At 56.1% G+C, this 24,246-nt stretch carries 15 protein-coding genes, 1 rRNA gene and 1 pseudogene; 4 read left to right on the forward strand and 13 right to left on the reverse strand.

Annotated features, from left to right (window positions below; genetic code table 11):
- Window positions 1–43 precede the first annotated feature (43 nt).
- A complete protein-coding gene (gene pdeH, locus L2Y28_RS21445) occupies window positions 44–817 on the reverse strand; it encodes a cyclic-guanylate-specific phosphodiesterase (protein ID WP_015571521.1) in 774 nt (257 codons plus the stop codon).
- A 229-nt stretch (window positions 818–1,046) separates the two neighbouring features.
- Between pdeH and L2Y28_RS21450 the strand changes: the two genes are divergently transcribed.
- Entirely contained in the window at window positions 1,047–1,976 is a 930-nt protein-coding gene (locus tag L2Y28_RS21450) for a sugar kinase (RefSeq protein ID WP_022649722.1), read from the forward strand.
- Between the two features lie 486 nt (window positions 1,977–2,462).
- Here the strand turns inward: L2Y28_RS21450 and L2Y28_RS21455 are convergent, their stop codons facing one another.
- The 9 genes and pseudogenes from L2Y28_RS21455 to bcsR form a co-directional block, all read right to left on the reverse strand.
- Entirely contained in the window at window positions 2,463–3,953 is a 1,491-nt protein-coding gene (locus L2Y28_RS21455) for a pitrilysin family protein (protein WP_022649723.1), read from the reverse strand.
- A gap of 221 nt (window positions 3,954–4,174) precedes the next feature.
- The gene (gene dctA, locus L2Y28_RS21460; RefSeq protein WP_022649724.1) at window positions 4,175–5,461 is read right to left on the reverse strand and encodes a C4-dicarboxylate transporter DctC; all 1,287 of its coding nucleotides are present in this window, start codon (window positions 5,459–5,461) and stop codon (window positions 4,175–4,177) included.
- Window positions 5,462–5,620: 159 nt separating this feature from the next.
- Complete coding sequence (hmsP, locus tag L2Y28_RS21465) at window positions 5,621–7,627, reverse strand: biofilm formation regulator HmsP (RefSeq protein WP_022649725.1); 2,007 nt, start codon at window positions 7,625–7,627, stop codon at window positions 5,621–5,623.
- Between the two features lie 120 nt (window positions 7,628–7,747).
- The gene (bcsC, locus tag L2Y28_RS21470) at window positions 7,748–11,230 is read right to left on the reverse strand and encodes a cellulose synthase complex outer membrane protein BcsC (protein WP_022649726.1); all 3,483 of its coding nucleotides are present in this window, start codon (window positions 11,228–11,230) and stop codon (window positions 7,748–7,750) included.
- Window positions 11,212–12,318, reverse strand: coding sequence for a cellulose synthase complex periplasmic endoglucanase BcsZ (gene bcsZ, locus L2Y28_RS21475; RefSeq protein WP_022649727.1), 1,107 nt, complete (start codon window positions 12,316–12,318; stop codon window positions 11,212–11,214). Before bcsZ ends, bcsC begins: the two co-directional genes overlap by 19 nt.
- A gap of 6 nt (window positions 12,319–12,324) precedes the next feature.
- Window positions 12,325–14,748: a cellulose biosynthesis cyclic di-GMP-binding regulatory protein BcsB gene (bcsB, locus tag L2Y28_RS21480; RefSeq protein ID WP_071785220.1), complete on the reverse strand. Its 2,424-nt coding sequence runs from the start codon at window positions 14,746–14,748 to the stop codon at window positions 12,325–12,327.
- Window positions 14,749–14,758: 10 nt separating this feature from the next.
- Window positions 14,759–17,374: a UDP-forming cellulose synthase catalytic subunit gene (bcsA, locus tag L2Y28_RS21485; protein ID WP_022649729.1), complete on the reverse strand. Its 2,616-nt coding sequence runs from the start codon at window positions 17,372–17,374 to the stop codon at window positions 14,759–14,761.
- Window positions 17,371–18,133 (reverse strand): annotated as a pseudogene (gene bcsQ, locus L2Y28_RS21490) (cellulose biosynthesis protein BcsQ). The gene bcsA and the pseudogene bcsQ overlap by 4 nt, the downstream one beginning before the upstream one ends.
- Window positions 18,134–18,144: 11 nt before the next feature.
- Window positions 18,145–18,333, reverse strand: coding sequence for a cellulose biosynthesis protein BcsR (gene bcsR, locus L2Y28_RS21495; RefSeq protein WP_022649731.1), 189 nt, complete (start codon window positions 18,331–18,333; stop codon window positions 18,145–18,147).
- A gap of 174 nt (window positions 18,334–18,507) precedes the next feature.
- Between bcsR and bcsE the strand changes: the two genes are divergently transcribed.
- Genes bcsE through bcsG form a run of 3 tightly spaced genes read left to right on the forward strand, consistent with a single transcriptional unit; the run spans window position 18,508 to window position 21,933 of the window.
- Window positions 18,508–20,070 carry a cellulose biosynthesis c-di-GMP-binding protein BcsE gene (gene bcsE / locus L2Y28_RS21500; protein ID WP_022649732.1) on the forward strand — a complete coding sequence of 521 codons (1,563 nt, stop codon included), beginning with the start codon at window positions 18,508–18,510 and terminating at the stop codon, window positions 20,068–20,070.
- Complete coding sequence (gene bcsF / locus L2Y28_RS21505; protein ID WP_022649733.1) at window positions 20,067–20,261, forward strand: cellulose biosynthesis protein BcsF; 195 nt, start codon at window positions 20,067–20,069, stop codon at window positions 20,259–20,261. Before bcsE ends, bcsF begins: the two co-directional genes overlap by 4 nt.
- Window positions 20,254–21,933 carry a cellulose biosynthesis protein BcsG gene (gene bcsG, locus L2Y28_RS21510; protein WP_022649734.1) on the forward strand — a complete coding sequence of 560 codons (1,680 nt, stop codon included), beginning with the start codon at window positions 20,254–20,256 and terminating at the stop codon, window positions 21,931–21,933. Before bcsF ends, bcsG begins: the two co-directional genes overlap by 8 nt.
- Before the next feature lie 33 nt (window positions 21,934–21,966).
- Here the strand turns inward: bcsG and birA are convergent, their stop codons facing one another.
- The 3 genes from birA to rrf form a co-directional block, all read right to left on the reverse strand.
- The gene (gene birA / locus L2Y28_RS21515; protein WP_003861169.1) at window positions 21,967–22,929 is read right to left on the reverse strand and encodes a bifunctional biotin--[acetyl-CoA-carboxylase] ligase/biotin operon repressor BirA; all 963 of its coding nucleotides are present in this window, start codon (window positions 22,927–22,929) and stop codon (window positions 21,967–21,969) included.
- On the reverse strand, window positions 22,926–23,954 hold the full coding sequence (gene murB / locus L2Y28_RS21520; RefSeq protein WP_022649735.1) for a UDP-N-acetylmuramate dehydrogenase: 1,029 nt from the start codon (window positions 23,952–23,954) through the stop codon (window positions 22,926–22,928). The genes birA and murB overlap by 4 nt, the downstream gene beginning before the upstream one ends.
- Before the next feature lie 134 nt (window positions 23,955–24,088).
- Window positions 24,089–24,204, reverse strand: a 5S ribosomal RNA gene (rrf, locus tag L2Y28_RS21525).
- Between the last annotated feature and the right edge of the window lie 42 nt (window positions 24,205–24,246).

A 24,246-nucleotide genomic window follows, 5' to 3' on the forward strand; every position in this document is an offset into this window, starting at 1 on the left:
CTTGCCTTTAAAACTATAGTTCAGACAAAGGGAAGCGGGCAGATCAGAGGGTGGTTATCACCTTTTCCAGGGTATCCATGGGGACAGGACGAGAGAGGAAATAACCCTGTGCTGCCGCTGCCGGAGAATTTTGCACGTCGCGCCACTCTTCCAGCGTCTCTACGCCTTCCACAATGACGCCCTGGCAATAGCGGTTCATCAGTTGCAGGAGCATCGTAAACAGGTTCCGTCCTTCCGGTGTCTGGCGCAGCATGATAAACAGATCGCGGGCCACTTTGATGTAGTCATAACGCACTTCGCTCAGGGCGGAGAAGTTGGCCATACCGGTACCGAAATCATCCAGCCACAGCGGGCCAAACTCACACATCGAGGCAAATGAGGAGTCCTGCGGCAGCTGAACATGTTCCACCAGCTCGAAGCGCATCCACGGCAAGGTGGCAATCAGCGCCTGCAGCGTCGCATTCTGACGTAACGCCATCAGGGTTGGACCATCCACGTTCACCGAAGCCAGAATACCGTGCTGCTCGAAGAACGCCTGCTTCGTCGCCAGCATTCTCAACTGCTCTTCCAGCACGTCGATGCGCTGACGCACGGCAACCTCCGCAAAATAGCGGTCCGGCGCGATACGCTGCGAAGGGTTCGATGGATGAGTGACGACCGTTAACACCTCAATTGCCATTAACCGACCGTCAGTACGGTAGATAGGCTGATAGGTGTACGCTCGCTCACATTGCAGCCAGTAGCGATGCTCCTGCAAGTTCTCAATACTTGCCTCAGGCGTAGTGCTCAGCCGCTGGATAACCTGCTCTGACTTCATTTCGGATGTCCTGTTGTATGGGATAGCCTTTCTGGACTCGTCACTGAGTTATCGGCCCGCCAGGTGAGAACTTTATGTTCAATTCAGCGGGAAAATGAAATTAAGATGACAGAAATATGCCGGAACACGCGCTGGCTCAAAAAAATAATGGAACGTCGTTTTAATATAGTTGACCGTAAAAAACACACAGCGCACACTACTCTTAATTACTCTGTTCAGGTTCACGACTATGTCTAAGAAAATTGCCGTGATTGGCGAATGCATGATTGAGCTGTCCCAGAAAGGCGCGGAAGTCAGCCGCGGTTTTGGCGGCGATACATTGAACACCTCCGTTTACATTGCCCGTCAGGTCGCCCCCGACGCGCTGAGCGTGAGCTACGTTACCGCGCTGGGAACGGACAGCTTCAGCCAGCAGATGCTGGAGGCCTGGCAGGGTGAAAACGTTGAAACTTCGCTGATCCAGCGAATGGAAAACCGTCTGCCGGGTTTGTACTACATCGAAACCGACAGTACCGGCGAGCGCACCTTCTATTACTGGCGTAATGAAGCGGCTGCCAAATTCTGGCTGGAAAGCGATGCCGCCGCTGCGATTTGCGAAGAGCTGGCCACCTTCGATTACCTCTACCTGAGCGGGATCAGCCTGGCGATCCTGAGCCAGCAGAGCCGTGAAAAGCTGCTGTCACTGCTGCGCGAATGCCGTGCCAACGGCGGTAAGGTGATTTTCGATAACAACTACCGTCCGCGCCTCTGGGCCAGCCGCGAAGAGACGCAGCAGGTGTATCAGCAGATGCTGGAATGCACCGATATCGCCTTCCTGACGCTGGACGATGAAGATGCCCTGTGGGGTGAAAAGCCGGTTGATGAGGTCATCGCCCGGACGCAGGCCGCTGGGGTCAGCGAAGTGGTGATTAAGCGCGGGGCGGAGTCTTGCCTGGTGGCGGTGGCGGGTGAAGCCGTGACAGAGGTGCCGGCGGTGAAGCTGGCGAAAGAGAAAGTGATCGATACCACTGCGGCGGGCGATTCTTTCAGCGCGGGGTATCTGGCGGTACGTTTGACGGGAGGTACGCCAGAAGCGGCAGCGCAGCGCGGACACTTGACGGCCAGCACGGTGATTCAGTATCGCGGAGCGATTATTCCGCGCGAGGCGATGCCTGCTTAAGGAATGGGCGGGCTGATGCCCTCACCCTAACCCTCTCCCACAGGGCTGAGGGTTCCCCACAAATTAATGCGAGCACTGAGCAATCCCCTCGCCCCTCCGGGGAGAGGGTAGGGTGAGGGGAACATACGGCGGTGGTGGTCATTCCGTTCACTTTATGTTCCTTGCTACTCTGTAACGACATGACCGGTGAACGTGCCAGGGTGGCTCAGTCGCCACCACCCTGGCGACCCGGGCTCCCGGCGGTAAATCGCCGCATCGCGGTGCCCTCGGCTTATTCCTTCCGGCTTATCGGGTACGGGCGGAGGCAACGTCCCTGTAAAGCCGCCCTCTCGGCGCATCCCTGCGCCTCGCCCCGGCCGGAAGGCAAACGCCTCAGCGATTTACAGCCGGACCAGGGCATCGCTGACAGCCCTCAGTCATTTAGAAAGCAACTTTATTGCTTCTGCATAAAATCCCTCAGCCCACAGGGAGAGGGAACGCAGGGCCTTACTGGCCCTGCGGAATATCGCTCGCATCCTGGTGCAAATCATCGGCCGCCGCCTGTACTGGCTGCGACGGCGTCGCCATGATGGCGTTCCAGGTGGCCTTTAACTCTTTCATGTCATATTCCGGCTCACCTTTCGGCTGCAACAGAATCAACGCCATATCCTGAGACAGCTGCTGCCGCAGATCCTGATTCAGCATCTCCACGGTCAGACCGTTCAGGAAATCCTGACGCAATTTCTGATACTGCTCCGGCGCGATGTCCACGACCTGATTCTGTAAGGAGCGAATGCGCTGGCTGATTAAGATATCGGTATCGGCGCGGGCATAGGTGGCAAACAGTTTCTGCAATTCGAGGGATTTCTGCGCCACCAGCGCGTTAAATTCCTCTTCAGACAGGCCCTCTTTACGCACTTTAGCCAGCTCTTTCGCCACCACGCCGAGATTGGCATTCAGCTTATCACCCGGCGATTCGACGTTAATGGCGCACTGGGCGCGCTGGAACAGCACGCGGCAGTCAAAGCCCAGACCAATGTCTTTCACGTTGTTCTTGCTGAGCGTCTGCTGAACATGCCAGAACAGCGCTTCACGCGCCAGGTCCGCACGCCAGTAACGCAACAGCGCCGAGGACTCGCGGATCGGCTGCCAGGCGGTATCCCACATCATCGAAAGACGATCCTGACGCACGGTATCCGTCATGATACTGACCGTCTCAGGACGCAGCGGGGACAAAGTAGGAACAGGGGCGGGCGTTTCACGCTTCCCTTTTAGATCGCCAAAGGCTTTGTTGATCTGCTCTATCACCGCACGGCTGTCCACGTTGCCCACTACAATGAGGGTCATGGCATCCGGGGTGTACCACTGCTGGTAGAAAGATTTCACCTGCTCTGGATCCACCGGCTGTTTCAGCGGTTCTGCCGGGTCGTGGCCAAGCAGCGTGGACCCTTTCAGGCGGTAGCGCCACCAGCCTTCTTTGGTATCCGTCGGCCAGGTCGCCACCATGTCGCTGTTGCTCAACGCATAGTTTACGGTCTCAGGCGTAATCGCCAGTTTGCCGGTGGCATCGGATAGATAGGTAAGCGCTTCTTTAAGCAGATCGTTACGGTTGTTGGGCAGGCTCAGATTAAACATGGTGTAGTCATAGGAGACCACAGCCGGGGGCAGCGGACGTTTAGGATCGATGGCCTGTTGCCATAAAGAACGCACCTGAACCGCCTGCAAACTGCCGCTCTGGGTGAGCGCCAGTCGAGGAATAAAATGGCTTAAGCCGGTCTGCTGGGTGCTTTCAGTGAGGGAGCCGGTATTCACAGCCAGACGAATTTCAATGCGATCGCTCGGACGTTGCGGAGTGGATAACACCTGCCACTGGAATCCGTTCGCCAGTGTTCCCTGTTGCCAGGCCGGGTCTGGCTGGAGCGCATCTGCCTGCACATAACTGGCTGCTGCCATCATCAGCAAACCGCCGGTTAAGAGTCGAATTTTTGTGCCCTGCATGTGAACCCCTGATCAACATTCCTGGTTAAAGAGAGTGTCTCGCGACGTGAGCACTCAAAGATGACGATGAAAACCTTCCGATTAGACAGCGTGTTCAGCTAAACGTCACGGGCGGAAGCGAAATATACCCAAAAAAATTTTGTCGAAATATGACAGGTATGAGCGGTTATTATGCGCAGGTGCCCGCATCCCCACAAGGGAATACGGGCATTTATGAGGGATTAAGAGGATAAACCGGGGGTTTTGTCCTCAGATGTGCGATTATTCAGCGTATCGTTAAGTTTCTTGTGATCCAGCTCTTTTACCCACTTCGCCACCACAACCGTCGCCACACCATTACCAATCAGGTTGGTTAACGCGCGGGCTTCAGACATAAAGCGGTCGATACCGAGGATCAGGGCCAAACCCGCCACCGGCAGATGGCCAACCGCTGAAATAGTGGCCGCCAGCACGATAAATCCGCTACCCGTTACGCCCGCCGCCCCTTTCGAGGAGAGCAGGAGGACGACCAGCAGCGTAATCTGATGGAAGATATCCATGTGGCTGTTGGTGGCCTGAGCAATAAAGACCGCCGCCATCGTCAGGTAAATCGAGGTGCCGTCCAGGTTAAAGGAGTAGCCCGTAGGAATAACCAGCCCCACCACTGACTTACGGCAGCCCAGCTTTTCCATTTTATCGAGCATACGCGGCAGCGCGGACTCAGAAGAGGATGTGCCGAGGACAATCAGCAGCTCTTCACGAATGTAACGGATAAATTTGAAGATGCTGAAGCCGGTCGCACGAGCGATGGAGCCGAGCACCACCACCACAAACAGAATACAGGTGATGTAGAAGCAGATAATCAGCTGGCCAAGCTGTACCAGCGTGCCGACGCCGTATTTCCCGATGGTGAAGGCCATCGCGCCAAAGGCACCAATCGGGGCCAGACGCATAATCATGTTGATGATGCCGAAGATAACCTGCGAGAAGCTTTCAATGACGTTAAAAATCAGCTGACCTTTGCTGCCAAGACGGTGCAGGGCAAAGCCAAACAGCACGGCAAACAGCAGTACCTGGAGGATATTTCCGCTGGCGAACGCGCCAATCACGCTGCTCGGGATCACGTCCAGCAGGAAGGCAACAATCCCCTGATCTTTCGCCTGTTCAGCGTAAACCGCCACCGCTTTCGCATCCAGCGTGGCCGGGTCAACGTTCATGCCCGCGCCAGGTTGTACCACGTTGACAATAATCAGGCCGATAATCAGCGCGATGGTACTGACAATCTCGAAGTACAGCAGGGCAACCGCCCCCGTACGCCCGACCGCCTTCATGCTTTCCATGCCGGCGATACCGGTCACCACGGTACAGAAGATGACCGGCGCGATGATCATTTTGATGAGTTTAACGAACGCGTCGCCAAGCGGTTTCATTTGCGCGCCCAGCTCCGGGTAGTAGTGACCGAGCAGAATACCGATGGCGATGGCTGTCAGGACCTGGAAGTAAAGACTTTTGAAGAGTGAGGTTTTCATAGGGTGTCCCTGGAAAGAATAACTACAGGCTTTGTAAGGTTATGGTTAACCTGCGGCTTTAAAATAACACCCACATAACAGGACAGAAATAAACGGGGTTCAAATTTGAAACACAAATGTTAAGAACTTTGAGCTGGCTCGCACAAGCCAGCAACAAAATTACACTTTTGCGTTATTGCCATCGTCGGCGAGATAGCGTCGCTCAAAGGTATCCGTCGGCACGGCGCGGCCAAACAGGAAGCCCTGACCGCTCTCCACACCCGCCGCAGCCAGCCACTCGCGCTGGGCTTCGGCCTCAATACCTTCGGCAGTCACGTGCAGGTTCAGGCTGTGCGCCATCTGGATAATGGCCTGCACCAGGCTGCAATCCTCCGGCAGCCCTTTCACAAAGGTTTTGTCGATTTTCAGGACGTCCACCGGCAGGGTTTTCATGTGCTGGAGCTGACGCAGGCCGGAATACCCCATACCAAAATCGTCAAGCGCAATGCGGATCCCGGCATTACGCAGCGGTTTCAGAATGGCGACAGCGTCGTCAGGATTGTCAATACAACGGCTCTCGGTGACTTCCAGGATCAACGTGTGGGGCTGGATGCGGTAGCGATGGATCAACTCGAGCATATCCGGCACCATAGTCGGGTGCATCAGCTGTAGCGCAGAAAGATTCACCGACAGCGGCAGCGTGATGCCCCGTTGTTGCCAGGCCGCAAGCTGGCGGCACGACTCTTCCAGCACCCAGTATCCGACGGTGACCATCAGGCCGCAGGACTCGATACGTTCGATCATCCCCTCAGGCAGCTCCCACGTGCCGTCCGGCTGCTGCATGCGCAGCAACGCTTCGGCGCTGGTCACTTCACCCGTGCGCAAATCCACCTGCGGCTGTAGCCAGAGCGCAAACTGGCGATTGTCCATCGCCGTCAGAATGTCGCTCTCTTCCGTCAGGCGCTGCTGGGCTTTTTCCATTTGCTCCGGATCAAAGAACTGGATCTGGTTTTTGCCTTTTCGGCGCGCGGTAAACGCTGCTGAGAAAGCCCGACGGTATAACTGCTCGGCGGTCAGACCACCGTAGTACATTGCGATACCAATGCTGGCACTTGGGCGAAGCTGGATACCCTGAATAGGTAGCCGCTCATTTATGACAGTGAGTACTTGCTGACCTAACGTAATAGCGTGCCACGGCTCTTTTACACCGTGCGCAATCACCACCAGGTCATAGCCGCTGACCTGGGTAAGTACCATGCGCGGCGCCAGCACAGATTTGATTTTTTCCACCAGCGTCAGTAATAGCATCTCGCGCTGGCTCTCTTTCAGCACGCCCGTCGTGTCCTGCAAGGTCTCGCAGGCAATCACCATCAGCGCGGTGGTCTGCTGGCGAGCGACGGTCTGCTCCAGCAGGGCCATTAAAAACGCTTTGTTCGGCAGGTCGGAAACCGGGAAACGGGTGGCGTTATTACTGACCTCTTCCTGCTGACGCAGGACACGCTGCTGGTTGATATTGTAACTGCGGACCAGCATGCCGATTTCATCGTCGTGATGCAGACGCGGCAAGGGAAGCTGATGCCCCATGTGCTCCTGCGGAGAGAGGTCATTCAGCTCCCGGGCTATGCGGCGCAACGGATGCACAATTAACCGGTTGATGCACCACGTCAGCGCCACGCTCAACATTAAGGTCAAAAGTAAGTAAGTAGTCACTAACGTAGCAACCCAACTCATGACGAATTTATACATGCGGTACGAGTCCGCCTGTAGTACCAGATAGGCCAGCGGCTGCGGGTTAGCCGGTCTTTCCAGGGAATAGAGAGGCAGGGAAATCTGCACCGGCAGTTCAAACAGGCGCATCACCATCATCGGGACGGGACGCTCCGGGATAAAGCTCATCCGCAGCGCCTGGAACTGGTTCGGCAGCACGACGTCGGCGCGGCTCACGATACCGGCGGGCTGAATGCGCTTCAGGATAGATTCCGCCTCGGGGATATCCCCTTTCAGGATCGAGGCCGACAGGGGTTCCCGCACCGAGCGGGCAATACTTTCCAGTTGCGAAGCCGTGTTATAGCGATTCTGCTGTACGGAATGAAACAGCAAAATGACGCAGAAGATGAAGACAAACAGCATTGTGACGGCAGACACCATCGCCATCTGTTTGATCGTTAAGGAACGGCTGACACGCAAAATGACTCTCCACAAAACTCGAAGCGCAGGGCGCACCAGGGCGTAAACCTGGTGCGCCCGAGTATACCCGATAGCTGCACTTTTAAGAGAGACTTACAATTAGATTAAGCAAAAATCCGATCACCAGTCTGCATAAGGCACCAGCGGTTCCGGCGGTAAGTCCATATCACCCTGCCAGCCAGCGGCAGAATACCGAACATAGAGCAGCGCATGGCTCGGGGTATAGTCTTTCGCTTCCTGAATATCGACGCCCAGACCGACAAACCAGTTGGACGTCACACGGCGTTCAACAATCGCCCTTGCGGTATAACCCGTCCCTGACGAGCTACTTCCGGTTCCCATCACACCTTTATCGGTATAACGGCCTGGCTCATTGTCCGGGATCAGCCCCTGCAACGGATAACGCATCACATCTTTTGTTTTTGAATGGGACCATGAGACGGAACCGCCCAGTTCCCATGACCAGTTCTCTGTGCGTTTACGCCAGTTCACCGGTAAGGCAAACGACACATACTCCTGGGGACTGTAGTAACCGCCCTGGCCCAGCGAATAGCCACTTAAATCCTTATCGTAATGCCAGAGCATGTTGGACACACCGACCGTCAGACGCTCGTTGTTCTGATTGATAAGCTTGTAGTAATAGCCGGTCATCCAGCGGACCCGCCAGTTATCTTCGACATTCTTCCCGGTGAGGCTGTCGGCACTCAGGCTTGACCAGATCCCGTTAGCTTCGCCTTTGTCGTAGCTCATGCTCACGCCGCCACCGGTAGCACGCACGCCGCCCCAGGTGGTGTCGGTATTAGGATCTTTTTGCCCGGCGAAGGCCAGCACGGAGCTGGAAATCGGACGGCGATGGGCGTTCAGGGTGTAGCCAATCGGCCCTAAGTCGTTGCTGTAGCTCAGGCTGCCCACCACATCGACCACGTCGAAGCCCATCGGCGTTGTACCTATGTCCCACGCCCAGGTCTGGTTCTGCCAGCCGACGGCCACGCTGGCGCCGTTGGCCGACTGGTTCGTGCTGCCGTGACATGGCGTTTCGGCGCAGGTACCCCACGTTGGATCGTAGGTTCCATTGTCCGTATCAAAGGAACCGGCGTTCATATTGACCAGATCGCTACGGAAGAACATGCGGCCATCCGATAGCGGCGCATCCACCTGGAGCATAGTGGTGTGCGCTTTCAGGTCGGAATAGCCCCCCGTGCCGCTGGATCCCCAGTAGTCGTGTTGCAGCGTGACGTTCAGATCCTGCTGACGATAAAGATCGCCTGCATCGCTGCGCACGCCGCGCTTCAGCCAGTCATCTTTCTCATCGTTACGCGTAAGACGCGTAAAGCTGTCGTTATCGGTCGGACGGGTCGTCGTGATGCCCGATGAGACCATCGCATCTTTCCAGGTTTCCAGCGCCTGCTGAGGCTGGCCGTTTTGCGCCTGGAAACGGGCGGCATCACGCATCACCAGCGCGCTTTCCATAGAAGGCGGCTGCGATTTTGCCTGAGGAACAATGGCGTTGAAGGTCTTTTCTGCCGCGGCAGGATCACCCAGACCGGCCTGCGCCATGGCGATCCGGCGCTGCATATTGAGGGAGAGCGGTTCGCCGTTTTGTGCCGCGGGCAGTTTCGCCAGCTCAGCGCGAGCGGCGTCCCTGTTGCCCTGAGCAAGATTGACTTCGGTCAGGCCGAGAATTGCGTCTTCGTTCTGCGGTTCCCGTTGCAGGACGGTGTTGTAGGCGGTTTTCGCGGCCTCGTGATCGCCACGCTGTTCAGCCCAGTCTGCCAGCGTTAAGTCAATACGGGTGGACGGGGGCTGCTGGCGAAGCAGCGCTTCCGCTTCCTGCTCTTTTCCACTGTCGCGCAGGCGGTTGGCGGTTTCCAGCACCTGATTACTTTGCAGGCGGTCCGCCAGCGCCTGGATGTTGCCGTTCCACTTGTCGCGCGGCAGCGTGTTCAGATGCGCCAGCGCGGCCCGGTCCCGATCGTTACCGGACAGGTACAGCCCGCTGGCGTAAACCTGATCCGGATCGCCCGGTTTCTGGCTTGCCAGCTGACGCATCAGGTTATCCGCCTGGCTGCGCTGACCCGCGCTATACAGATCGCGTGACAGTCGGTAGGTGATCCACACGTCGCCCGGGGAAAGCGCAAGGCGTCGGCGCTGAATTTCTGCGGCCTGCGCATAGTTTCCCTGGCTTTCCAGCTGTTCAGCCTGAGCCGAGAGCTGCTCGTTCGTCAGGCTACGTTCAATATCATCAATGCTGCGGCGCTGGCTGGCAGAGAGCGACTGAATAAACTGCGTCGCCTTCTCCGGAGACTGCTCGCGATAAATATTGGCAAGACCGCGTACCGCGTTGCTGTTGCCGCTGTCCATCCGCAATGCCTGGCGATAATAGCGTTCAGCCGCGTCGTTATCTTTCCGCGCCGCCGCCGCGTCACCCAGCCCCAGGACCGCGTAGCTGTCCGTATTGTCAATGTTGCGCGCCTGCTGATAATAGCGTTCCGCCTGGGCTGTCTTGTTGGCTTTCAGGGCGTTATCACCCTGCTGGATCAGCAGCCAGTATCGGTTAACCTTCAGCAGGCTGTCCCATTTGCCCCGGTTGTCGCTCTGCGGATCGAGGGCGATCGCCTTTTCAAACTGCGCAACCGCGCGGGCGCGATCGCCTTTCTGCGAATAGGCCTGCCCCAGCGCGCCTACGGCTTCACTGTCGGCGTGGTTGGCGCTGACTGCTTTCTGCAACTCCGTTACCGCTTTACTGCCCTGCCCGGCATCCACTGCGGCTAACCCTTCGGCTTTGGCGCGAAACGCCGGATCGGCGAGCTGTTTTTGCTGCGCTTCAAGCTGGGCGCGCGCCGCCGTCACGTTATCGCCATCGCTGAACACGCTCAGGTATTGTTGCAGCGCGGTAACGCTGGCGCTGCTGGCCGGCTGATCTTTGATCTGCTGGTACCACATGTCCGACGCCTGACTGCGGCCATTGTTCGATTTGGCCATCTCCTGTAACACCGCAAACCCTTCATCACGCCGTCCGCTCTGGAACAGAAGCTGCGCCAGCGAAGCCTGTAGCGGGGCGTTGCCCGGACTGCTGGCGTTGATTTTCTTCAGCTGATTAATGGCCAGATTGCGGCGGGCAGGCTCTTTCGCCACCACGTTCCAGTACTCCGTCGCGATGTCGCCGCTGGGCGGATTACCGTCAAACAGTTTGTCATACGCGGCAATAGCTTCCTGCGTGTGCCCGGTGGTGGCGAGCAGACGAGCCTGCTGGAGGGCCTGGCGACCATCCGGCGTGGAGAGCAGCATGGTCGTACGGGAAGACTGGTACGCACTGGAATCGGGTGCCATTCCTTTCAGGCGATCCAGCTCTTTTTGCGCGCCCGCCGTATCCCCCTGTCGTAACAGGTAGCGGAAGCGAGCGGCAATCACGTCCGGGTTGTTGGGGTCGATCAGCTCAAGGCGATAGAGCGACTGGCGCACCAAATCCTCACGCTGGGTGGATTCCCCCAGACGAACCTGTTCCAGCAGCTGTCTCTGCTGCGGGGAGTTGGCGGCCTGGGCCAGGGGCATGAGCGCCAGGCCAAGCGATAAGGCGAGTAGATTTAGTGTGAACGTGCGCATTCCTGGCCCCAATCCGGTAGTAATTCACCTTGCGCGGTGAAACGAAAACGATGCTGATCCCACCCTTGTCCAAAGAGGGTCAGAACGTAGCTGTAATAAGCTTTGTTATCGGGAAAACGATCGGCGACACGCTGGCGTTGCACCGCCTGCGCGTCCCGTTCTTGTAAAAATGGAAGCAGGGAGGCAGAAAACCCTACCGGCCCATCTCCGGTACGTTTCCCGGTCGCTACGTCCACTTTTTCCGGCGGTAAGCCTTGTTTGATTGTGGTGGTCGCCATGGGCTTGAAACGCGCCAGTAGCCGGGCTTTCTGCGGATCGTTATCGTTCATCATCCCTACCCACAGATAGACGCGAATCGCATCGTAACTGCCGATCAGGGTCGTATCCTGCTTCAACTGCCAGCCGCCCTTTTTCTGGTATTTCACCCAGTTCGGGGAAAATCCTTTTGGCGCGGTCTCCAGCAGCAGACGCAGGTTGGTTTCACGGAGCGTTGTCCACGGTGCGCCGAAACGGGTGAAATAGCTCGCAAGCTGCGGCGGCAAGTAGCTGGGGTTGAAGCGCCAGACACTCTCTTCGGCAAAACCGACTTTACCCGGCAGCAGCATAGAACCCAGCCCCGGCACCTTCACCACTTCCTCACTGGCAATGCGCGTCAACAGCGCCTTACCCGTGCGCGTGTAATCGGGATTTTTCCACAGCCGCCCGGCTTCCAGCAGCGACCAGGCAATCCAGATATCGGCATCGGACGCGGAGTTAGGGTCGATAACCGCCCAGGTGTTGTCGTCCTTTTTTCCCCATAGCCACGCCGGGAGATGTTGGGCTAAATCCCCCTCGGCAAGGTTATCGCGCGTCCATGTCAGCAGCAGATCAAACGTCTTGCGATCGTTTGCTGCCAGGGCAAAGAACAGTCCGTAGCTTTGCCCTTCGGAGGTGGTAATTTTGCGCGCGTCACTGGGATCAATGACGCGCCCACTTTCGCTCATATAATCCTGTTTGAACGTCTCCCAGGCAGGCCAGCGACAGGCGGCGTGAAGATTCGCCGCCGTCAGCATCAACGCTGCGACTACACACCCGCGAAAGATTTTCATCACGGCTTACTCATGGTCCGGGTTAAGACGACGACGGCTGATGATTCGCAGCAGACGCCACAATACCCACGCCAGCAATACAACGCTGAGCGCAGCCAGCACAGCCAGCAGCACCGGGTGGTTAGAGAGGGCGTACCACAGGCGTTCGAACCACGGCAGATGACCGACGTAGTAGACATCCCCCACGCGCAGGCTGTTTACCCCCGACTCACGGATGACCGAGACGGAACCGAACATTGCCGCCCGTTTACCGCTGTCGTTCATGGCCGTGTTGAGCAGCTCATAGCCGCGCGGGCTGTCCGCCAGCAGGGCGATCACGCTGCGCTGGTCGTTATACGGAGACTGGAAACCGACAATCGCAGCCATTGGACCCGTTGAGCTTACGGTCGTCCTGATATTGGCCTGACGATCGCCGCTGTCCGGCATGATGCTCGGGAACTCGGTCTGACGCAGCGGCGTGTTGACCCATGACTGAGCCGCCTGCACCAGCAGATCGACGCGCTTCTCGTCTTTCAGCTTGTCCGGAATGTTGCCGATGACCATGATATCGGCATCTTTGTTCTGGATCTGGCTACCGTCATCCGTCACCGTCACGTTGATAGCCGGTAAGCCGGTTTGCGCCCCGACGGTGCCCATGGTGTCCAGCAGCGTGGCAACCTGGCCTTCGTTGGCCGCTTTTGGCATCACGACAATCGATTCAGAGAGATCAGCCATGCGGCTGAACGGGAAACTGGCGTTAGCAAACGCACGCAGATCCGGCATCGCGATAAAGTGGTAATACTTCGAGAAGTCGATTGTGGAATCATCACCAATCACCACGTGGTTTTGCACCGGCTGGAAGGTAATACAGTTTTCCACCGATCCACCCGGCATCGGGTTCATGTACTGGAAGTTAAACCGCAGCTGGTTCACCGCACCGAGCTTCAGCGCCGGGATCGACACATCGGTTTTACCATCCAGCAGCCCCTGCAATACAGGCAGACGAAGCATCAACCGGTTTGTCTCCTGGCTGCTGGTCAGGCTGAAGGATTGCAGGAACTGGTTGTTGAGGCTGATATCCATGCGCGAGCTGTCTTTGGTTACCGGCGCGGTGTAACGGTAGTTCAGGTTGATATCAATACCGTTGGTGCGCAGCAGATAGAGATCCGGCGGCAGGTTCAGCGACAGGCTGACAGGAGAAGGTTCAAGCCCGGTTGACTGCAATTGCTCTTCATAGGTTTTCAGCTCGCCGAAGGTAATCGCGCGGTCGGTGCGGACCCAGTTCGGCGCATCATAAGGCTTACGTGCCAGCAGCGGTTTCACCTCATCCACCACGACGCTATTACCGCGGAACAGGATATTGCCCTGCGCAATGCCTTTTGCCGCCTGCACCAGATCTTTATCATCACGCCCGAAGATCACCAGCAGCTTCACGTACGGATTGTCGGGATGGCTGATCATCTCGATGGTGGGCGCTTTCACCTCTGGATGGTCCCGCAGGAATGCCGGGCGTTTGGCGTTGGTGGCAAACACAATCGCGTTTTTGTCCGGCATTTTGTCGTACATAACCGGGAAACTCTGGCCACGCCAGCCGGAGCGGGAACCAAACCAGGATGCCACGATAGAGGCCGCCAGCTGTTCGGTCACATCAGGAGAGCCCGCAAACACCATTGGCAGGTTCAGTGGACGGTTATCACGCGGGTCGAAGAACGGCACCGGGAAGGCGGAGAGATCGTTTTTCAACGCCAGCGGCTGATAGGTCATCTGAAGCGAAGAGTTACGACCAACATCCAGCCACAGGGTGCTGCTGGCCGGGTTTTCACAGACATCGCGGTAATGGCCGACAAATTCCAGACGCACGCGGTTAAAGTCGGTGATAAACAGCGGGTTAATCGGCACCTGAGCCAGGGTTTTCTTACCCAGTTGCTCTTTGGTGACGGGCAGGACGTCCATCAGCTCATCATTCAGATAGACCTTAAGCTGGGATTGCACCGGCAGCAGCGACGGCGATGGCGTGTATTCCAGGTTGAGCATCGCTTTCGACACGACTTCATCGCTACGCATACCGAATTCGACACCGCCATTTGGGTTGATGCCGCGCAGAACCATGCTGCCCGGAGGAGGCGCGATCTGGGCGAACGTCAGCTTAACGTCACGCGACGGCGTATTTTCCGCAACCACCGGTGCACTGGCTCCCGGCACGCCAGGCATAACCTGCCCAACCACCGGGTTGTCGGCGGGCAGCGTATTCCCCGTCGTCGGCTGATTCGGGACGACGTTTTCCGTCTGCCCCGGCGCCGCCGTCACTACCGGATCGGTCGCTTGCGCGACGACAGGCACCGTTGGCGCGGGTGTGGTCGCTGCGTTATCAGGCGCCGCGTTAGCCACTGTTGCAGGGAGCGCACTCATCCCCATTGCCACTGCACATAACCAGGAAAGTTTTGTTTTCATCGCGTTATCATCATTGTTGAGCCATAACCGGGTCCGCCTGCTTCGCTTCATCTCGCTCAGGTCGACGCGGAATGAACGACACGACCCAGGAAACCAGTGAAGTAAGTGACCGGAAAATTAATTTCACCGACGACGGGGCAAATTCTGCAAGGTGACGATAGCCACGGAACCCCAGCTTAAGAATATCCAGCAGGCTTTCCAGAGGCTTATCCTCAGGGAAGCTGTCCTGCCAGAGAGCCCACGTATCCGCGCGGGCAAACGTACACTGCACAAAATCAATGTGTTGCTTTTTAGTCAGCGGCATCAGTTGCAGACCCACTTCATTTCCTCTCACACGCACCACCTGCGTCGGGAAGACATACTCCTGCTGGCCGCGCTTAAGCAATAGGTTGACCTTCTGCCCCTCAAGCACCTTCGCCTGACCGTTAATCTTGATACCCAGACCGCCATCCGAAAAGTCATGTACGGTACAGGAGAAGAGATGTCCATCGTCGCGGGCAATGGCCGCTGGCATGCTGATTTCGACGCGATGCGCGCGGCGAACCTGTTTGCTCTCCACCGATACCGCCACCGCGCCACCGAGGATAATCAGGTTATAAAACACCCACGCCATACTCACGAAGACCGTCAGAATTTCGTTTTCCGGGCCGTAGAAGTAGCGCCAGACCCCAACAATCACGCCCACAATATTCAGCAGCACCAGGAAGATATAGGGCCGGGAGATCACCCAGTCGACATACTCCTCTTCCACCAGCCCGCCCTTCGCGGTGACGTTGAATTTCCCTTTATGCGGGTTAATCAGCGCCACCATGGTTGGCGGCGCGATATACCAGGCCAGCACCGTTTCGTAGATTTCACTCCAGAACGAATGGCGATATTTCCCCTGAATCTTCGAGTTCGTCAGGCTGGCGTGGATCATGTGCGGCAGAACGAACAGGGCAATCATCAGCGCAGGCGCATAGATGATGTAAGCGTGAAGAAGCAGGAACGCCAGCGGCGCAGTGAGGAAGATAAGCCGTGGAATACCCGACAGGAAGTGGAACATGGCGTTGACGTAGCACAGCCGTTGCGCCAGTTTCAGTCCTTTACCCATCAGCGGGTTATCGAGGCGGAAAATTTGCACCATGCCGCGCGCCCAGCGAATACGCTGGCCGATGTGCGCCGACAGGGATTCCGTGGCCAGCCCCGCCGCCTGAGGAATGCGCATGTAGGCGGAGGTATAGCCAAGACGGTGCAGACGCAGCGAAGTGTGCGCATCTTCCGTGACCGTCTCGACGGCGATCCCGCCAATTTCATCCAGCGGTTTACGGCGGATCACCGCACAGGAGCCGCAGAAGAATGTTGCGTCCCACATGTCGTTCCCGTCCTGCACCAGACCATAGAACAGTGTGCCCTCGTTCGGGGTTTTACGAAAACGACCGAGGTTACGTTCAAACGGGTCCGGCGAGAAGAAGTGGTGCGGCGTCTGCATCATCGCCAGCTCTTTCTCCTTCAGGAACCAGCCCATGGTCATTTGCAGGAACGAGCGCGTTGGCACGTGGTCGCAGTCGAAAATAGAGACGAACTCCCCTTTGGCATATTTCAGCGCATTGTTGATGTTACCGGCTTTCGCGTGTTCATGCGTGGTACGGGCGATGTACTCTACCCCCACTTCGTCCGCGAACTGGCGGAACTCGGCGCGGCCACCGTCATCGAGGATCCAGATTTTGATTTTATCCTTCGGCCAGTCGATACCCAGCGCGGCGTAAATGGTGTTTTTCACCACCGACAGGTCTTCGTTGTAGGTCGGCACGAAGAGGTCCACCGTTGGCCACTGGGTCGTGTCTTTTGGCAGCGGCACCGGCTGTCGATTCAGCGGCCAAATAACCTGGAAGTAACCCAGCACCAGCACGATCCAGGCGTAGGTCTCAGCAAACAGCAGCACTAACCCACACACCAGGCTGACCGGATCGTCCCAGTTCAGCGTTGAGGTATATCGCCACCAGATGTAGCGGCAGGAAACGGTCAGCGACAGCACGATCAGCATCAGGGCAGAAAAACGCCCCGGAATGCGCCGCACCAGCAGCGCCACGCCCCACAGCAGGATCAGGAAGGTAAACTGTGCCAGCGGGTTGAAGGGCTGGGTAATACAGACCAGCGCCAGTATGAGCGAGAACACCACCACCACGCCGAGAATAAAACGCCGTAAGCCCGGGTGAAGGTGCCCGAGCTCTTTGTGATTATCTAAATGACCTGTTCTATCGCCAACCCGGTCGGGTAGCCGGTTAAGCCACTGGTGATAGTGTTCACGTAAGTTCTGCACGCGATCGAAGCTGCGCCAGCGGGACGTTTTTTTCTCCGCACCCGTTGAGGTCGCCAGAAGCCAGATGGACTGTATAGCGTAGCGCGCGGGATCGAGCGGACGCGGCTTGTCAGGGTTGATATGCGGATAGAGTTCACCGTGGCGCGCACGAATACGTTGCCAGCGTGGATGTTCGAGGGGGATGAACATCCACGCCAGAATCATCCATAAGCAGCCCAGCGCAGCGCTCAGCGATGAGGCGCCGTGATGACGGTAATGGCGGTAGCGTTCACTTAAGCGCGAACTGACCGGCGGGATGAGCAACCAGTTGGTCAGGCGGCTCATACTGAACTCCCGGCAGGCTCCGGCCGTTTCGCAAAGTGCAGCAGACACCAGTTGGCCAGCGTCAGGATCTCTTCTGCCGCCAGTGAATCACTACGGTACTCCCCAAGCGGTTGTTTGGAAGCGAGGCACTCCGCCATCGCTTCGTCACGATTCGTCACGATGAATAACCATTGGCAACAGGCGGCGCTGACTCTGGAGCCAGACCTGGTACAGATCGTCCTGGATCTGGCTGCCAATGCGCAGATCGTTAATCAGAATATGGGCATTGGCAGGCATTGCCTGTTGATGCAGACGGATATGACAATTCGCATCTACGTTCGCAATGGAGAGCACATGGTCGCACTGCGACAGAAGCTGGCGGGTCAGCGACGCGGCGCCGTGCGGCAGGTCCAGCAGGATCCACTGATAGTGTCCGCTCTCTTTCAGACTCTGCAAAGCGGTGGTGAAGCGAGAGAACAGGCGCTGAAACGCAGCTTCATTCCCGCGTTCGGTTTCCGTCATCTGACCAAAGGGAAGCAAATCGAGCTGGGAGGTATAGCGCAAACCCGCATCCCGCCAGTCTTTATCGTCCAGAAGCGCGCGCCCCCAGCCGTTTTCATGCGTAAAGTCGACATTGAAAGACATGCGCAGCAAATTATCGGAGCAGGCATCAATAACCAGTACTGATTCACCTAAAACCTGTAATGACCACGCCAGCGCCGCGGTTACGGAAGTTGTACCCACTCCACCACGGACGCCCTGTAATCCTAGTACGGCCATCAATGGCTTCCTTATTGTTGTTGGGCAAACTCAGCTAATAACGGCCAACGTTTAATAGCCGCAGCCAACTGTTCCCGCTGGGAAATATCGGTGTAATCTATTTCAGGCAATGAAAAAGCCTGCGTGAGCGCCAGAAAATCGTTTTGGAATGTGTAACCCAGGCTTGGGTCGACTGGAGTTGCGGGTTCGTTATTTTGCATTCTTATTTCATCCCTTTGAGTAAAATCATAAGATTCAGATGCAGCGAGGCGTCCTGCCCACGAAATTTCATTTACATGCTAAATCTGATGTTCTTTAATTTCAATGTTAGGTTTATTTCTACGCTTTCGCTAGTAAACTGAGAGACATAGAAATTCGACGAAAAGAGGGACACCGTGGACTCCATATTTTCTATTGGCATCCAGTCATTATGGGACGAATTGCGCCACATGCCAGTCGGAGGAGTCTGGTGGGTTAATACGGATCGTAATGAAGATGCCATCAGTCTGGTAAACCAGACGATAGCGGCGCAGGGTAAGGATTACCGCGTGGCCGTCATTACGATGGGCGATGAGCCAAAGTCAATCATCAGGCTCGAAACTGACCGTGGACCCCAGACAGTACGATTATTTTCCATGCCAGCGGAGGCCGACAGTTTATACTTTTTGCCCCGCGATATTCAGTGCTCTATTGTTCCTGAACACTATTTACTGATTCTTAAATGTTCTCAAAACGGTCTACAAAATATCCCGTCTGAAAAACTGCTGAAATGGCTGGGAAGAATCAGCAGATGGGCAAAAAATCAAAATTGCACCTTATTGGTTGTTAACCCGGGCAGTAATAACGACAAACTTTTTTCACTTTTAATGAGTGAATACCGTTCCCTCTATGGCCTGGCCAGTATTCGTGTCCAGACTGACAGCCATCTTTACGACGTGGCTTTCTGGTGCAATGAAAAAGGGGTGAGCTCCCGACAGCAGCTTACCCTCAAAAATGTCGGGGACGAGTGGCATCTTGCTCAACAGGAAGAGACGGTGGTTCAGCCACGCAGTGATGAAAAGCGCGTTCTGAGTCATATTGCGGTACTGGAAGGTGCGCCTGCACTGTCTGAGCACTGGTCACTGTTCGAAACCAACGAGGCCTTATTTGATGAGGCGCGCACCACGCAGGCGGCGACCATTATCTTCTCGTTGATCCAGAATAACCAAATCGAAACGCTGGCACGGCACATTCACACATTACGTCGCCAGCGCGGCAGCGCGTTAAAAATCGTGGTACGTGAAAATAATACCAGCCTGCGCGCCACCGATGAGCGCTTATTACTGGGCTGCGGCGCGAATATGGTCATTCCCTGGAATGCTCCCCTGTCGCGCTGTCTGACGCTGATCGAAAGCATTCAGGGCCAGCAGTTTAATCGATATGTTCCGGAAGATATCAGCACCCTGCTTTCAATGACGCAGCCGATGAAACTGCGCGGCTACCAGAAATGGGACACCTTCTGCGATGCGGTGGGCAACATGATGAGCAATACGCTTTTACCGGCAGACGGAAAAGGGGTGATGGTTGCCCTGCGTCCTGTGCCGGGCATTCGCGTTGAGCAGGCGCTCACCTTGTGCCGCCCTAATCGTATCGGGGATATCATGACCATTGGCGATAATCGCCTGGTGCTGTTCCTCTCCTTCTGTCGGGTGAACGATCTGGATACCGCCCTGAACCATATCTTCCCGCTGCCTACCGGGGATATTTTCTCGAACCGCATGGTCTGGTTTGAAGATAATTTGATCAGCGCTGAGCTTGTCCAGATGCGAGCCCTGGCACCTGAAAAATGGGCCAAACCGTTGCCTGTTACAAGTGGTGCCAAACCGGTTCTGAACGCGAAACATGATGGGCACGTATGGCGTCGGGTTCCTGAGCCGCTACGCTTAATGGATGAGAACAAGGAGAGCGTTCCATTATGAATATCAGCGATATCATCCAACTGGTTGTTCTGTGCGCGCTGATTTTTTTGCCGCTTGGCTACTATGCACGCCATTCCCTGCGCCGTATTCGCGATACGATCAGATTACTGTTCGTCAAACCTCGCTATATTAAACCCGCCGGAACACTGACTCGCGCTTCAAACGTCAAGGCAAACCGAAAACATGACTAATTCTACCTATACCTCTTCAGCGCCATCGCCACTCTGGCAATACTGGCGCGGTCTGTCCGGCTGGAATTTCTACTTTCTGGTGAAGTTTGGTCTGCTGTGGGCAGGCTATCTTAATTTCCACCCGCTGCTTAATCTGGTGTTTATGGCATTCCTGCTGATGCCAATCCCGAATCTCAGGCTGCACCGTATACGTCACTGGATTGCTATCCCTATCGGTTTCGCCCTGTTCTGGCATGATACCTGGCTACCCGGCCCCGAAAGCATTATGAGCCAGGGTTCCCAGGTCGCAGGTTTCAGTGCGGACTATATGCTCGATCTGGTTGAGCGCTTTATTAACTGGCAGATGATTGGCGCGGTATTTGTCCTGCTGGTTGCCTGGCTGTTCCTGTCTCAGTGGATCCGGGTGACGGTGTTTGTCGTCGCGATTATGATCTGGCTAAACGTACTGACGCTGACGGGCCCGAGCTTCTCGCTGTGGCCAGCCGGTCAGCCGACGACAACCGTAACCACCACGGGCGGTTCCGCCGCCGCTACCGTCGCAACAGCAGGGGATACGCCTGTGGTTGGGGATATTCCAGCGCAGACGGCGCCGCCTACATCCACGAACCTGAACGCGTGGCTCTCCAGTTTTTACGCTGCGGAAGATAAGCGTCAGACGAAATTCCCGGACGCGCTGCCTGCTGATGCTCAGCCGTTTGAGTTGCTGGTCATTAACATCTGTTCTCTGTCCTGGGCTGACGTTGATGCGGCTGGTTTGATGTCGCACCCGCTGTGGTCGCATTTCGATATTCAGTTCAAAGACTTCAACTCGGCCACGTCGTACAGCGGCCCGGCGGCTATCCGCCTGCTGCGCGCGAGCTGTGGGCAGCCCTCGCATAAGAACCTCTACCAGCCGGCAGCTAACCAGTGTTACCTGTTTGATAACCTGGCAAAACTGGGCTTTACCCAACACCTGATGATGGGCCATAACGGTCAGTTCGGTAACTTCCTGAAAGAAGTGCGTGAACAGGGTGGCATGCAGGCCCCACTGATGGACCAGAAAGGGCTGCCAGTGACGTTACTGGGCTTCGATGGCTCGCCGGTCTATGACGATACCGCCGTACTTCAGCGCTGGTTCGACACCGTCGGTAAAGAGGAAGGGACGCGTAGCGCGACGTTCTATAATACGCTGCCGCTTCACGACGGGAACCATTATCCGGGCGTAAGCAAAACGGCCGATTACAAGGCCCGTGCGCAGAAGTTCTTTGACGAGCTGAACGCGTTCTTTAACGAGCTGGAAAAATCAGGTCGTAAAGTGATGGTGGTGGTGGTCCCGGAACATGGTGGAGCGCTGAAAGGCGACAGGATGCAGGTGTCTGGTCTGCGCGATATCCCAAGCCCGTCCATCACAAACGTTCCGGCCGGGATTAAGTTCTTTGGCATGAAGGCACCGCATCAGGGCGCGCCAGTTGAGATCACCCAGCCAAGCAGCTATCTGGCCATCTCGGAACTGGTTGCTCGCGCTGTAGACGGTAAGCTGTTTGTGGAAGATAGCGTGAACTGGGGTCAGCTCACCAGCGGGCTGCCGCAGACGGCGGAGGTATCGGAAAACGCCAATGCGGTGGTGATCCAGTATCAGAATAAGCCTTATGTCCGACTGAATGCCGGGGATTGGGTGCCGTATCCGCAGTGACCTGCTACACCCTCTCCCCTGTGGGGGAGAGGGTTACTCTGCACTTCGTAACGAAATTTCACCGCCCACCCAGGGCTTAATCACGCCATCCTGTTCAAGCAGCAACGCGCCCTGCGCGTCAATGCCGCGTGATGTGCCGTAAATCTCTTTATCCCCAATCAGCAGCTTCACCGGTCGGTTAATAAAGTTATCCAGCTTTTCCCAGCGGGAAAGGAATGGCGCTAACCCCTCTTGTTCAAAGAGCGTCAGCGAACTACGCAACTCATTGATCATGCGGACGGCAAGCGTATTGCGATCGATGGTGATCCCCGCTTCCTGTAGGTTGGTCCAGGCCTGGTTCACGACATCGTTCTGCACGTTTCGCATCACCATGTTCAGCCCCGCCCCAATGACGATCTGTGCGGCATCGCCTGTTTTTCCTGTCAGTTCGACCAGGATCCCCGCCAGCTTTCGATCGTTGAGATACAGATCGTTGGGCCATTTTACCCGCACCTGATCGGCACCCAAATCATGCAGCACCTCTGCCATCACAATGCCGATGACCAGGCTCAGCCCGATGGCCGCAGCTGGCCCCTGTTCAAGCCGCCAGTACATGGAAAGGTAGAGGTTGGCACCAAATGGCGAAAACCACTTACGCCCCCGGCGGCCACGTCCTGCCTGTTGGTACTCGGCAACGCAGGCATCACCGGATTTCAGCTCGCTCAGGCGATCCAGCAGATACTGGTTCGTCGAATCAATGACCGGCAATACCGCGACGTTACCGTGTCCAATCTGGCTGCGGATGATCTCTTCATTCAGTAACTGGATTGGTTCCGGCAGACTGTAGCCTTTTCCCGGCACCGTAAACACATCCACGCCCCAGTCGCGGAGCGTTTGAATATGTTTATTGATGGCAGCGCGGCTCATGCCCAGCTGTTCGCCCAGCTGCTCGCCAGAATGAAACTCGCCATCAGCAAGAATACCGATGAGAGTTAACGGAATAGTATTGTCCTTCACGCAATGGTCTCCACGGCATTCACTTCGCCCGTTCGGCCAATAAAGCGAACTTCAGGCTCCAGCCAGACGTTAAATTTTTCGCCCACACGCTGGCGAACATGGTGCGCCAGGTTGACGACATCCTCACTTGTCGCGTTGGACTGGTTGATCAGTACCAGCGCCTGCTGACGATGAACAGCAGCGCCACCAAGCGTAGTACCTTTTAATTCACATTGATCGATAAGCCAGCCTGCGGCCAGCTTCACGCTGCCATCCGCCTGAGGATAATGCGGGGCCGTTGGCCAGCCTGCGAGAAACGCTTTCGCATTTTCGCTGCCGATCACCGGATTTTTGAAGAAACTGCCCGCATTTCCATTCACTTTCGGGTCCGGTAGCTTGGTCATTCGCATGTGGCAAACGGAATCAAAAACCTCACGCGGTGTGACGGTAGCCGGATCGAGACGGGCCAGATCGCCGTAAGTCAGAACGGGTTTCCATGCTTTCGGCAGACGCAGGCCAACGGCCACAATGACAAAACGATCCTGATAGTCGTGCTTGAAAATGCTGTCGCGATAGCCAAAGCGGCACTGCTCTGCGGTTAAGCGTTGAGCATTTCCCGTAGCCAGTTCGATGCAGTCGACATATTCGCAGACGTTTTTCAGTTCGATGCCGTAGGCACCGATGTTTTGAATAGGAGATGATCCTGCACAGCCCGGGATCAGGGCCAGGTTTTCCAGTCCGGGCATCCCTTTTTCAAGGGTATATTGCACCAGATGGTGCCAGTTTTCGCCAGCACCCACGTGTAAATGCCAGCTGTCAGCGCTCTCTTTACGCTCAATCCCCATGATGCGATTAACGATTACCGTCCCCGCAAAATCATCGAGAAACAGGACATTACTTCCTTCGCCCAGAATAAGTACGGGTTCACCGTTTTCTGTTGCGTTTTGCCAGGCATTCAGCAACTGCTGAGCACTGTCGGCACGTACAATTTGATTAGCATTCCGTTGAATACCAAAGGTATTCCAGGGCTTAAGGGAGTGATTCATAGACGCTATCCTGATGCAAAAACCGGGATAGTTTACCGTATATACGAAGGGATGGGTGATTAGTTTATGGAAAGGAAGCAGGTGCAGAAACGCAAAAAGGCCATCCTTGCGGATGGCCTCTTCACTTGTTTGATGCCTGGCAGTTCCCTACTCTCACATGGGGAGACCCCACACTACCATCGGCGCTACGGCGTTTCACTTCTGAGTTCGGCATGGGGTCAGGTGGGACCACCGCGCTAAAGCCGCCAGGCAAATTCTGTTAATCTGTATCAGGCTGAAAATCGTGTCTGTC

The sequence above is a fragment of the Enterobacter sp. JH25 genome (genome assembly GCF_021725435.1).
GTDB lineage: Bacteria > Pseudomonadota > Gammaproteobacteria > Enterobacterales > Enterobacteriaceae > Enterobacter > Enterobacter intestinihominis.